Raw genomic sequence first — 12,596 nt, forward strand, 5'->3', positions numbered from 1 at the left:
CTACTCCTTACACACTGGCCTCATCAGAAGCCGTTACGCTACATTTGCACTCCCAAAACATCTGCAACGGTGAAAATATCTTTATCGCCCCGCCCCGACAGATTGACCAAAATAATGCTTTCTTTGCTCATGGTTGGCGCTAAACGTACAGCTTCGGCAATCGCATGCGACGATTCTAAGGCTGGAATAATGCCCTCGGTGCGGCAGAGCAATTGAAAACCGTTTAACGCTTCTTCGTCGGTGGCATAGGTATAAAAAGCCCGTTCTTCGTCGTGGAGCCAAGCGTGCTCTGGGCCTACAGCAGCATAATCGAGGCCAGCAGAAATGCTATGGGTATTGGCAATTTGGCCATCGCTATTTTGCAATACATACGAACGTGTGCCTTGGAAAACGCCCAAGCGCCCGCCAGCAAACCGCGCTGCATGGCGACCTGGCTCGATGCCATGGCCACCAGCTTCAACCCCGCGCAGATCCACGCTTTCATCGTTGATAAAGGGGTGGAAAATGCCAATCGCGTTGGAGCCGCCGCCAACACAGGCAATAATCGTATCTGGGAGTTTGCCGGTTGCGGCTAAAATTTGTTCGCGGGCCTCGATGCCGATGATGCTTTGAAATTCGCGTACCATCAATGGATACGGGTGCGGGCCAAGCGCTGAGCCTAGCAAATAGTACGAATCGGGGTTACTGACCCAATCGCGCATAGCCTCGTTAACTGCATCTTTGAGCGTTTTGGCCCCAGTGTTCACGCCGCGCACATCGGCTCCTAACAAGCGCATGCGAAAGACATTGGGTTTTTGGCGCTCCATATCTTCGGTGCCCATATAGACCACACATTGCAGCCCAAGCAAGGCACAAACTGCTGCTGTGGCCACGCCATGTTGGCCTGCGCCGGTTTCGGCGATAATTCGTTGCTTGCCCATGCGTTTGGCTAAAAGGCCTTGGCCAAGCGCATTGTTGATTTTATGCGCGCCGGTGTGGGTCAGATCTTCGCGTTTGAGCCAAATTTGTGCTCCGCCAAGCTCCTCAGTTAAGCGGCGCGCAAAGGTTAGCGCAGTTGGACGGCCCGTATAGGTACGATGCAAATGCGCCAATTCGGCCTGGAACTCAGGGTCGGTGCGAATCCGAAAGAAAGCCTCGGTCAATTCCTCAATTGCCGCGACTAAGGTTTCAGGCACATAGCGTCCACCAAAATCGCCGTAGCGGCCATTTAACTCATCAAGAACAACGTGATCAGTCATAGATCTTCCTTTAGCGTGCTTGGATAAAATCTTCAGCGACCCAGCCTTGGCCAATTGCCGATTCGATCAGCCACCAGGTGTAATCATCGCCTGAGCGTGGCCCATCGACGATCGTAATCACTTCGCCTGGATCAAGCGCCCCAATCGGTTCGCCTTGGATGCTTGGGTCGGGCCGGATGCGCACTTGTTCGAGTGTAATCGCCTCGCCGCCAATTTCTAGCACCAATTGGGTTGGCGTTGGTGGAGCTGGAGTGGCAATTGCAAATGGCGGGAAGGTTGGCGAAGCAGTGACTGGCGTTACCGTTACCATCACAACTAACGGCGTTGGTTGGGTGCTCAAAACGCCGCGATCACGTAAAAACCAACCGCCAGCAAGCCCAACCAGCAACAGCGCCGGAATCAAAAAATAGAGGAAATTTGGCTTTGGTTTGGGTGGTCCATTGACAATTTCGTCGTAGCCACGCTTATAATCGTGGTAGGTATGATAAAACAATTGATTCAGCGTGCCTTCTTCAGCATCACGCCGTCCCTGATCATAATATGGCGAGGGCATAGCAACACTCCATAAAAGCCATGGTTTAGTATCATTCTCTGGCGATTTTGTCAATCAACAAAGGCCGCAAGCGGCTTGAACGAGCGTCGATGGAGCTGGGTTGGGCCATGAGCTGCCAAGGCTTGTTGATGTTGGGCCGTGCCATAGCCTTTATGCGCTGCCCAGCCATAACGTGCATCACGCTGATCATATTCGTGCATCAAATTATCACGATAAACTTTGGCCACAATCGAGGCCGCCGCCACCGAGATGCTGACTGCATCGCCCTTGGGCAGCGAGCGTTGCAATAAGGGCAATTCTGGCAGTTTAACCCAATCGATCACTAAGCCATCGGGCAAGGCTGGTAGGCTCAAAACCGCATGCATCATCGCCCATTTGGTGGCAACCGCAATCCCAAATAAATCGATCAGGTGAGCTGAAACCACGCCTAGCCCAATTCCGCTAGCTAATTGGCGAATGCGTAAGGCCATAGCTTGGCGGGCTTCGGCGCTGAGCGTTTTGGAATCGTTAATGCCTGCCAGTGCGCTTGGATCACGCAGCAAATGCTGCGGAAACATCACTGCTGCTGCCACGACAGGTCCAGCCCAGCAGCCACGGCCAACCTCATCAACGCCCGCCACGAGCTGCGCGCCTTGCTTCCAAAGTTGTTGTTCTTCGTAAATTCCAATTGTCATAATAACTTAGGGGTCAGGGGCCAGGGATCAGGCTTGATCTGCATGAACCTATGGCCAAAGAATCAATTTATAGGTTCGATTTCTCGGCGATAAACAGTTGAACTTGTGAGCGCCCAACCTGCTTAATTTGTGTGCTGACCCGAAAGCCAGCCTCGTGCAAACGCTGAATCCGTGGGTCGAGCTGGCTGGTTGGCAGATCGGGGTTGCTTTGTCGCCCAAAGACCAGCCGATAGATCAAGCCAATCACGACTGCATACAGGCCATTGGGAATATTGCCGCCATCGACAATATATAACTTGCCATCGTTGGTTAGCACGCGCTGAATCTCGGCCAAACTGCGGCGATCAAATAAATAGGGCGCGGGAAAGGTCGAAAGCACTGCCGACCAACTGCCATCGGCGTAGGGCAAGGCTTGGGCAACTGCCCGCACCAAGTTGGCTTGGGTTGCACGGCGGCGGCTTAAAGCCAGCATTTGGTGCGATTCATCGAGGCCAATCGTTAAGCTTGCTTGATGTTGGCGGGCTTTTTGCACGTAGCCTGTGCCACAACCAAGCTCTAGCAATGGCTGATCGGCAATTTCGAGCAAGGCTGCCAGTACCCATTGGCTCCAATAGCCCTGCGACATGAGCCACGCTACCAAATCGTAGCTGAATGCGCCTTCGTGATAAAAGCGCTCAAAGGCCCAAATGACCAAGCGTTGCATTCGTTGTAGCATTGCCAAAGCTCCCAAAAATACAAACGCGAGTGCAGGCTTGGCCCACACCCGCGCAGGGTTTTGCAGCTATAACGAAAACGATTAACCGCGGCGTTCTTTGATCCGAGCGGCTTTACCGGTACGACCGCGCAGGTAGTACAGGTTAGCTTGGCGAACTTTACCAGTCCGCACCAGCTTCACGCCGTCGATGCGGGGTGAGTGCAGCAAGAACGTCCGTTCAACGCCAATACCGTGTGAGGCAATCCGGCGCACGGTGAAGTTTTCGTTCACACCCATGCGGCGGCGGCGAATTACGACACCTTCAAAGTCTTGAATCCGTTCGCGGGTACCTTCAACAACCTTGACGCTAACGCGAACCGTATCGCCAACGCGGAATTCTGGCACATCTTTGCGCAGATATTCGTTTTCAATTTCGTGAATGACGGGAGCCTGTTGCATTGCTCTGCCTTTGCATTTCTAATGCGTAGAGCCGTATCTCTCGGCGCTGGTTGAATAGCTAAATTTCATTGGCATACAGCGGATACGGTCGCTGGACAAACAACAAGCGTGTGAATCTTCACACGCCGTTTCTTTTCGTGCCAATCAATTGACCGCGCGATTATAGCATAGCTGGTTAGTTATGGCAACTGCGTGAGAGACTGGGGATCGGGTTTTGGGGATTGGGGATTAGCAACCGCGAAGTTCACGAAGGGCGCGAAGGTTAAGCGATGCCCACCCATAAATAATCCATAAATCCAAGCAATCCCCGTGCTATACTTGGCCAATGCTGGCACTTAATTGAATAGGATCACGGCTATGCGCGCATTGTTTTTGGGCTTGTTGGCCTCGCTGTTTTTTGCCTCGACCTTTGTGCTCAATCGCTTGATGGAGCTGGCTGGCGGCCATTGGCTGTGGAGCGCGAGCCTGCGCTATCTGTTTATGCTGGTTCCGTTGTTGGCGATTGTGGCTTGGCGCGGCAAGTTGGGCTTGGTGCTGCACGAGCTGCGTCAACAACCGTGGCAATGGCTGTGGTGGAGCACAATTGGCTTTGGTTTGTTTTATGCGCCGCTCTGTTTTGCCGCCAAATATGCGCCTGCTTGGCTGGTTGCCAGCACATGGCAGATTACGATTATTGCTGGAGCGCTAGTTGCGCCCTTGCTCCAAGCCAAATCAGCTCCCAATCAGGCAGCTTGGCATTGGCGTAGTTTGGCAATTTCGGGCCTAATTTTGGCGGGCGTGGCGGTGATTCAATTGCAACATGCGGCCACAATTGGCTGGCGCGAGGTGCTTTTGGGCTTTGTGCCAGTCGTGATCGCCGCTTTTGCCTATCCGCTTGGCAATCGGGCCATGATGCAGCTCTGTGGTCAGCGCTTGGCAACCTTCGAACGTGTTTTGGGTATGACGATTGCCAGTTTGCCGTTTTGGCTGATTCTAGCGGGCGTGGCAGCAACGACGGTTGGTTGGCCAAGCGCAAGCCAAATTGGCCAATCGTTGCTCGTGGCCTTGTTGGCGGGCGTAATTGCCACCGTGCTCTTTTTCAAAGCTACCGATTTGGCTCAGCATCACCAAGGCCAATTGGCGGCGGTTGAAGCAACCCAAGCTGGCGAAGTGGTTTTTGCCTTGGTTGGCGAAATCGTATTATTGAACAGCCCCGCGCCAAGCGCCCTAACCTTGGTCGGCATCGGCGTAATTATCATTGGCATGGTTTTGCACAGTTGGCTCAGCCACTAAAGCCATTTAACATCCATTTATGCTTGTTATGCTGCTTCTATCACTATTTAGAAGGAGCAAGGTTATGCTACGGCGCTTATTATGGATTGGAATGTTGCTCTTGTTCGTTGGTTGCCAGCAACCACCACAGCAACTTGCATGCTTTCGCCCGCTGATAAATACACCCACTACCCAACTGGCAACAGGTGAACGTTTGGTGATGCTTGATCGGATTTTGGCGATTGAACCAGCACCCACCAAACCAATCACGTTACAATTTGCCTTAGTGAATGATCCATTAACGCGATTCAGTTTCAATTTCAATCAAAAAAATAACCACGTTAAGTTTGTCGATCTAGAAAACTTTTTTCATATAAAGCCTGTTGCAACGCTTGAATGCCAAGATACATTTGTGCCCCAAAGCTATTCTTTTGTGTTAGAGATTATTTCCAACACCAAAACGTATACTCAACCATTTGATGTTAGCTACCAAGCTGATATTAATGACTTTAATTTTTATGATCTGCGATTTACTCAATCAATAAATGTAACATTAATAATGTTTGCTATTATTGCTATTGGATTGATATTTTTATTAACTATGTATAGTGTAATTTGGATTTCAATATTTAGAAATAAATTATATACTAAAAAATTGGTAATAACTATCTTGTTAATCAAATTTATTTTAGTGATATTTATCTTCCATATTGACTTTTATAATTTTAATCAAAAAACGACCCTTTATTGCTATTCCATGATTACAGTTGCTAATGAAAAATATCAGCCGTTAGGCGAAGGTATAAAAATGTTTCCAAATGGAATTCAAAGCCAAGATATTGATCTTAATTTTTATCCGTTGTATACCGATCTTTCTGATGACGAGAATAATTATATGTATAACGATAGTAGATATTTTTATCGATTTTATTTCAAGCATATGCCAGCACTAAATTCTGTTCCTACTTACCCTAATTGTAATCGAGAATTTAATGATATTCATATTGATATGTACTTATTTACTCAAAATAATGAAGTTAGCATTATTCCCATTATAATCAAACCATTGCATAAAGATAATCTTGATAATAATATTAGTTTTATTCGCTCCTATGATTTTGCCGGAGCAATGTTGACCTTATCAATCCTTGCAATTCCAATGCTATGGTTTATCCGCTCGCAGCGCTAAGTATTGGCTCCATTATGCTGCTCAAATTGGCTTAGCCATCTGCTAAACTATGCTCACTGGATTATTGCAGGCTGCGAAAGGATCGCTATGAGCAAGCCGATTAATCTCCACGAGTATGAGCGACAGGCAATGACGCTGTTGGAAGGCCCAACCTGCGATTATTATGCAGGCGGCTGCGAGGATGAAGTGACGCTGCGAGCGAATCTGCAATCGTTTGAGCAGGTGCGCTTGCGTCCGCGCTTTTTGGTCGATGTGCGCGAAGTTTCGACCGCAACAACCCTCCTTGGCAAACCACTTGATTCACCAATTCTCGTCGCGCCATCGGCTTATCATGGCTTGGCCCATGCTGAGGGCGAATGTGAAACTGCGCGCGGTGTGGCCCAAGCTGGCTCGTTATTTACCGTCAGCACCTTGGCCACGCGTTCGCTGGAAGAAGTGGCTGCTGCCGCCGAGTGTCCGCTGTGGTTTCAATTGTATGTCTATCGCGACCGCAGCGTTTCTGAGCGTTTGATTGCCCGGGCTGAGGCCGCAGGCTACCAAGCTTTGATGCTAACGATCGATCGGCCTTGGCTTGGGCGACGCGAGCGCGAGTTGCGCAGCGGTTTTGGCGTGCCAGCCCATCTAAGCATGGCTAATTTTCGCGATGTGCCTGCCGCCCAAAACTATCGCCGCGCTGGCCCAAATGCCTTGCCCGACCCCAAAGCCGATATGTTTGATGCTGGCTTGACGTGGGAATCGCTCGCATGGTTGCGTTCAGTTACCAGTTTGCCAATTATTGTCAAAGGCATTTTGACTGCTGAGGATGCAGTCTTGGCGGCGCAAGCAGGCGCGGTGGCGGTGGTGGTTTCAAATCATGGTGGCCGCCAAATTGATGGTACGGTGACCACACTCGAAGCCTTGCCCGAAGTTGCTACTGCTTTAGCTGACAGTGCGTGTGAAATTTATATTGATGGCGGCATTCGGCGCGGCAGCGATGCGCTCAAAGCCTTGGCGCTCGGCGCGCAGGCAATTATGCTTGGACGGCCTGTCTTGTGGGGCTTGGCGGTTGCTGGCTGTGCAGGAGTTGCCGATGTGCTGACGATTATGCAGCGCGAATTGCAACGCTCGATGGCGCTCTGTGGCCGACCCAATTTGGCCAGCATCGATCGCAGCCTCGTGCGCCCAAGCGGCATGCTGTTCTAATAAAGGATGAAGGATGAAGGATGAGGGATGAAGAACAGAAAGACAAAAGGCAAAAGGAGTAAATTTAACTCAGAGGCGCAGAGTTGTTATGGCTATGGGCTTTTGGCTATGGGCTTTTGGGGATGGTTCTTTCAACAAATGTCGTCTCAATGGTCGACATAAATGGATTTATGAATTGCCTAATCGGCTATATGTTCTTGAAACACCACCCCATGTTCCGATAGTCCATAGCCTATAGCCAATTCGCTTCGTGTTCCTTCGTGTCCTTCGTGGATCAAAGCCTGACCCCTCGATCACAATGGTATAATTCAAGCTAGGAGGTCGTACCCATGAATGGATTTATGATTGGCTTGACCCTCACAATGATCGTTGGTGGCTTAATCTTGATTGTCGGGCCAATTTATTTGCGCCGCCGTTGGGATAACGAGACCCAGCGCAATTGGGAGCACGACGAATTCGATCGCAAGGTCAAGCGCTATAACGACGATATTGCCAATCGCCAGCGCGATTACGATATTGTGAATGTGCTGAGTGGTCGCGAAACGCCAACCGTGGTTGATCGCTATCGTGATAAAGATTAAGCTGGATTGAGCGCTGCGTGATTGATTTTCAACAGGTACGCTATTTTTATCCCCAAGCCACAAGTGCAGCGCTTGATCGTTGTACCTTGCAGATCGCCGAAGGCGAATTTGTGCTGGTCTGTGGTGCGTCGGGCAGCGGCAAATCAAGTTTGCTGCGGGCAATTAATGGCCTGATTCCACATTTTCATGGTGGCACATGGCAAGGCCAATTAACCGTTTGTGGCCGCGATACCCGCCACTATACGCCACGCGATTTGGCTGAATACGTTGGCTTTGTCTTTCAAGATCCCGATGCCCAATTTGTGGTCGATATTGTCGAGGATGAATTGGCGTTTGCCATGGAAAATGCTGGCTTGCCCCAAGCAACCATGCGCCGCCGAATTGAAGAAGCCCTCGATCAACTTGAAATTGCTCATTTGCGCCATCGCTCCTTGGCCAGCCTCTCTGGTGGCGAGCGCCAACGGGTCGCGATTGCCGCCGCATTAACCGTGCAGCCGCAGATCTTAGTTCTCGATGAACCAACCTCGCAGCTTGACCCCCACACTGCCGAAGAAGTGCTGACCGCCTTGCAAAAGCTTAACGCCGATTTGGGCCTGACGATCCTGCTTTCCGAGCATCGCTTAGAGCGCGTTGTGCAATATGTCGATCGGATTGTGTGGATGCATGCTGGCAAGATTGCGCTGGCTGACGTGCCGCGCACGGTTCTCGCTCAGATGCCATTTGCCCCGCCGTTGGTCGAAGTTGCTCGTCATTTCAACTGGCAACCGTTGCCATTGACCATCAAACAAGGCCGCGCTGCCGTGCGCCAACAGCCAATCAGCGCCCAACCGAAACTGCCAATAACCCCAACGCTTGGTGCTGAATTACTGCGTGCCGAAGCCTTGGATGCTCGTTATGCTGAGCAACCAGCCTTGCGGGATGTCGATCTGCGCCTGCATGCTGGCGAAATTCTGGCAATAATGGGCCGCAATGGCTCGGGTAAAACCACCTTGTTGCGCCATTTGGTCGGCTTGCAACAACCAACCAAAGGTCGCGTGTTGTTGCTGCAACAACCAATTGCCAATCGTGCGGTTGAGCAATTGGCCCAGCAGATTGGCTTTGTGCCGCAAAATCCCAGCGACATCTTGTTTCACCCCAGTTTAGAGCAAGAGCTGGCGTGGACGCTCAAAAATCATGGTCAGGCAATCGAGCAAAGCCAGATTGAACAAACCTTGCAACGCTTAAATTTGCTGCATCTGCGCGAGCGCCATCCGCGTGATCTTTCTGGTGGCGAGGCTCAACGCGCAGCGTTTGCTGCAATTGTGGTTGCTAAACCGCAAATTCTCTTGCTCGATGAGCCAACCAGAGGCTTGGATTACGCCGCCAAGCAGCAGCTTGCTACTTTTCTGCAAGCCTTGGCCAGCGAACAGCATGGCATTATCGTTGTAACTCATGATGTGGAATTTGTGGCGTTGTGTGCGCAGCGGGTAGTTTTATTGGGCGAGGGCGAGGTTGTGGTGGAGGGCACGCCGCAAGTGGTGTTGGGCGATTCGCTGCTATTTTCAACCCAAGTGGGCAAATTATTTCCCAAATTTGGCTGGCTGAGCGTTGCCGATGTGCTGGCTGGCACGCAATAAGAAAGCCCGCTAGCTTTATCAAATAGCGGGCTTGCTACAAACACAATTAGCTTTGATTCACTTTGGCCTTGAGCGCAGCCAATTCGGCTTCGAGCGAGGTTTCTTGCTCCAAATCGCGGAATTTATTTTCCAGCGAATTGCTCTCCAATTTGGCCATTGCCTCAGCTTTGTACAAGCGATCGTCAATTCGTTCTTCCATCGCGCCTAAGCGATCGCCTAATTCGCCTGAGCCTTGTATATTTTGCAGTGCTCTGGTGGCGGCTTCTTGCGATGTGGCGCGGCTGGTTTTGGCTTTGATCAAATCGCGTTTGGCGCGAGCCTCGCCAATTTGCTGTTCCAAGCGGGCAATTGCATTGCGAAAATCTTTAACTTGCGCGCTTTGGGTTTCCGATTGGGTCGCATATTCGCTGGCAGCGGCGCTAAAGTGGCGCTTGCGTTCCAATGCTGCACGAGCCAACTGTTCGTCGTTGCGTTCGAGGGCATTGGTGGCTTTGCGTTCCCAATCATCAGCTTGTTTGCGATTCTCGTCGCGCTTTTGCTCCATGCGGGTTGCTTGAGCCATGGCCATGGCTGTTGCTCGTTTGGCTTCGCCATATTGAGCTTCAAGCTGGCGAATATATTCATCGGCCATGGTCACCGGGTTTTCGGCCCGATCAAACAAGGCGTGCAACCAAGCGCGTACAATTGTTTTGATGCGTGTCCACATTGTGTAATGCTCCTACTGACTACTATTGCATAGTACGTGTCACTGCTCGGAATGTTGCTTAAGCATACCGTATCTGCAAGAGCAAATGCAAGGATGCACCATTGCATTGTGCTCGTTGGCATCTATAATGCTTATACATGCCTCGGTTACAATCGCTTGCTAAAGGAGTTGAACTATGGCCGACAAGGAAAAAAAGGGTTTTTTTGGTAATTTGGCTGATCAGATGAAGGATGCGATTGACCAAAGTCGCGAACGTGCTGAAGCCGAAGCGGAAGCCAAACCCGCTGCACCTGCGCCAGGAAATGTAATTGGTCAAATCCGTGAGCGTTTGAATGATCTGCACGAGAAGCAAGAAGATGCAGCTTCATCGTCAGTCTCCAGTGCGATGAATGCAATTAAAGAAGCGCAAGAGGCCCGTGAAAAGGCCGATGCTCAAACCGCGGCCACTAGTAACGCACTTGCCGAGGCCGTGCGCAAAGCCCAAGAAACTGCCAAAGCCGAAGAAGCCGCCAAAGCCGAGGCTGCTAAAGCTGAAGCCGCCAAGGCCGAAGAAGTAGCTAAAGCAGAGGCTGCCAAAGCTGAAGCCGCCAAGGCCGAACAACGCTATACCGTTCAAGGTGGCGATACGCTGGGCAAAATCTCAGGCCGCTTCTATGGCGATCCAGCCCAATGGCGACGTATTTATGAGGCCAACAAGGCAATCATTGGCAATAACCCCGATGTGATCAGCGTCGGCCAAGAGTTTGTGATTCCCGATGCTAGCACGCCTCTGCCAGCCCAACGAACTTATACAGTGCGCTCTGGCGATACCATGCGTGCCATTGCCCAACGCTTCTATGGCGATGAAATGCAGTGGAAACGGATTTATCAAGCCAATCGCGACCGTATTCCCAACCCCGATGTGATTCACGTTGGCCAAGAATTTATCATCCCCGAATAAACCATAATCTGCTGCGTGGATGTTGGTTTTTGCTGGCATCCACGCAGTAAAAGAGCATAGAGCAAAGAACATAGAAGTTTTTTCGCCACGAATTGCCCGAATTGTACGAATGAAGATCTTTTAGCCACAGATTGGCACAGATTATTGGGATTATGATCGTGCTAGCCCAGAGCCACCAGCCAATAGCCATCATTTCTCTGCGCCTCTGCGTTAAATACTGATCCACAAAGAACACGAAGCGCACAAAGGTTAAGTTTTTTCGCCACAAATTGTATGAATTCTCCGAAGAATGCTCCGATAGCCAAAAGCCCATAGCCCATAGCCTTCTTCCTTCATCCTTCATCCTTTTCCCAATGTTCTATAATGCTCATAGCGATTCTTTCAGTGAGAGCATACAAACATTCATGCATATTCTTCATGTGTATAAAGATTATTTTCCGGTGCTCGGTGGGATGGAAAACCATATTCGGGTGGTTGCTGAAGGCTTGGCTGAGCGCGGCCATCAAGTTACGGTGGCGGTTAGCAACACGTATCCTAAAACCGAGATTGAGCGCCGCAATGGTGTGGCGGTGATCAAAGCGGCTCAATGGTTGCGCAAAGCCTCAACCCCGATTAGCCCAATGAGCCTGCCGCTGAGCTGGCGCGTGCCCGCCGATATTATTCATTTGCACCATCCCTTCCCGCCTGGCGATTTGCTCTATTGGCTGCGGCGGGGCAAGGCCAAATTGGTCATTACCTATCAGAGCGATATTGTGCGCCAACGCCGTTTATTGCAACTCTATCGGCCATTGCTGACCCGCACCTTGAACGCTGCTGATCGGATTATTGCGGCCAGCCCGCAATATATTCAGACTTCGCCATGGCTGGCACCGCACGCTGCCAAATGTCGGGTTATTCCGTTGAGCGTCGATACCGAGCGCTTTAATCAACTTGATCACGCGGCAATTCAAGCTTTGCGTGCGCAGGTTGACGCTCCCATGTTGTTGTTTGTTGGGCGTTTTCGCCATTACAAAGGCTTGCACTATCTGCTTGAGGCCTTACCAAAAATTCCGCATGCCACGTTGGTTTTGGTGGGCATTGGCCCCGAGGAGCCACGGCTGCGCGATTTGGCGCAACGCTTGGGGATTGGCGAACGTATTGTATGGGCTGGCGAAGTCCCGGATGAAGCCTTACCAAATTACTATGCCGCTGCCGATGTATTTGTGCTACCATCCCATTTACGAGCAGAAGCATTTGGAATTGTGCAACTTGAGGCGTTGGCAGCGGGCATTCCAATCGTCAGCACAGAATTGGGCACTGGCACAAGCTTTGTCAACGCCCACGGCGAAACGGGCTTTGTCGTGCCGCCAGCCGATCCTGCGGCGCTTGCCCGCGCGATCAATGTGCTGTTGGAAAATCCAGCCTTGCGCGCGCAATTTGGGGCCAATGGTCGCCAACGAGCAAGCAGCACCTTCAGTCCGCAGCGTATGCTCGATCAGATTGAAGCACTCTATAACGAGATTGTGAGTTAGGT

The 12,596-nt window shown here is 50.9% G+C and carries 14 protein-coding genes; 7 read left to right on the forward strand and 7 right to left on the reverse strand.

The window, feature by feature from the left end; all coding sequences use genetic code 11:
- Positions 1–38: 38 nt before the first annotated feature.
- The 5 genes from trpB to rplS all read right to left on the reverse strand — a co-directional run bounded on the left by trpB (position 39) and on the right by rplS (position 3,618).
- The gene (gene trpB, locus JOD20_RS02780; RefSeq protein WP_204753803.1) at positions 39–1,238 is read right to left on the reverse strand and encodes a tryptophan synthase subunit beta; all 1,200 of its coding nucleotides are present in this window, start codon (positions 1,236–1,238) and stop codon (positions 39–41) included.
- 10 nt (positions 1,239–1,248) lie between these two features.
- Positions 1,249–1,791 (reverse strand): SH3 domain-containing protein, encoded by a 543-nt coding sequence (locus JOD20_RS02785; RefSeq protein WP_054536814.1) that lies wholly within the window; start codon positions 1,789–1,791, stop codon positions 1,249–1,251.
- Positions 1,792–1,841: 50 nt separating this feature from the next.
- Positions 1,842–2,465, reverse strand: a complete 624-nt coding sequence (locus JOD20_RS02790) for a ribonuclease HII (RefSeq protein WP_204753804.1) — start codon at positions 2,463–2,465, stop codon at positions 1,842–1,844.
- 67 nt (positions 2,466–2,532) lie between these two features.
- A complete protein-coding gene (locus tag JOD20_RS02795) occupies positions 2,533–3,180 on the reverse strand; it encodes a class I SAM-dependent methyltransferase (RefSeq protein ID WP_204753805.1) in 648 nt (215 codons plus the stop codon).
- Between the two features lie 81 nt (positions 3,181–3,261).
- Positions 3,262–3,618, reverse strand: coding sequence for a 50S ribosomal protein L19 (rplS, locus tag JOD20_RS02800; protein ID WP_012187786.1), 357 nt, complete (start codon positions 3,616–3,618; stop codon positions 3,262–3,264).
- A gap of 357 nt (positions 3,619–3,975) precedes the next feature.
- Between rplS and JOD20_RS02805 the strand changes: the two genes are divergently transcribed.
- The 5 genes from JOD20_RS02805 to JOD20_RS26835 all read left to right on the forward strand — a co-directional run bounded on the left by JOD20_RS02805 (position 3,976) and on the right by JOD20_RS26835 (position 9,437).
- Positions 3,976–4,890, forward strand: a complete 915-nt coding sequence (locus JOD20_RS02805) for a DMT family transporter (RefSeq protein ID WP_204753806.1) — start codon at positions 3,976–3,978, stop codon at positions 4,888–4,890.
- 64 nt (positions 4,891–4,954) lie between these two features.
- Positions 4,955–6,058, forward strand: a complete 1,104-nt coding sequence (locus JOD20_RS02810; protein WP_204753807.1) for a hypothetical protein — start codon at positions 4,955–4,957, stop codon at positions 6,056–6,058.
- Between the two features lie 87 nt (positions 6,059–6,145).
- Entirely contained in the window at positions 6,146–7,240 is a 1,095-nt protein-coding gene (locus tag JOD20_RS02815; RefSeq protein WP_204753808.1) for an alpha-hydroxy acid oxidase, read from the forward strand.
- Positions 7,241–7,569: 329 nt separating this feature from the next.
- Positions 7,570–7,821, forward strand: a complete 252-nt coding sequence (locus tag JOD20_RS02820) for a hypothetical protein (RefSeq protein ID WP_054536823.1) — start codon at positions 7,570–7,572, stop codon at positions 7,819–7,821.
- A gap of 17 nt (positions 7,822–7,838) precedes the next feature.
- Entirely contained in the window at positions 7,839–9,437 is a 1,599-nt protein-coding gene (locus JOD20_RS26835; RefSeq protein ID WP_204753809.1) for an energy-coupling factor transporter ATPase, read from the forward strand.
- A gap of 46 nt (positions 9,438–9,483) precedes the next feature.
- Here the strand turns inward: JOD20_RS26835 and JOD20_RS02830 are convergent, their stop codons facing one another.
- Complete coding sequence (locus JOD20_RS02830) at positions 9,484–10,143, reverse strand: PspA/IM30 family protein (RefSeq protein WP_204753810.1); 660 nt, start codon at positions 10,141–10,143, stop codon at positions 9,484–9,486.
- 175 nt (positions 10,144–10,318) lie between these two features.
- Here JOD20_RS02830 and JOD20_RS02835 point away from each other — a divergent pair, with 175 nt between their 5' ends.
- Positions 10,319–11,083: a LysM peptidoglycan-binding domain-containing protein gene (locus JOD20_RS02835; protein ID WP_204753811.1), complete on the forward strand. Its 765-nt coding sequence runs from the start codon at positions 10,319–10,321 to the stop codon at positions 11,081–11,083.
- A gap of 161 nt (positions 11,084–11,244) precedes the next feature.
- Here JOD20_RS02835 and JOD20_RS02840 read toward each other — a convergent pair whose 3' ends face one another.
- Positions 11,245–11,403 (reverse strand): hypothetical protein, encoded by a 159-nt coding sequence (locus JOD20_RS02840; RefSeq protein WP_204753812.1) that lies wholly within the window; start codon positions 11,401–11,403, stop codon positions 11,245–11,247.
- An 84-nt stretch (positions 11,404–11,487) separates the two neighbouring features.
- Between JOD20_RS02840 and JOD20_RS02845 the strand changes: the two genes are divergently transcribed.
- A complete protein-coding gene (locus JOD20_RS02845; RefSeq protein ID WP_204753813.1) occupies positions 11,488–12,594 on the forward strand; it encodes a glycosyltransferase in 1,107 nt (368 codons plus the stop codon).
- The last annotated feature ends 2 nt before the right edge of the window (positions 12,595–12,596 follow it).

It is taken from the genome of Herpetosiphon giganteus, assembly GCF_016907925.1.
Taxonomy (GTDB): domain Bacteria; phylum Chloroflexota; class Chloroflexia; order Chloroflexales; family Herpetosiphonaceae; genus Herpetosiphon; species Herpetosiphon giganteus.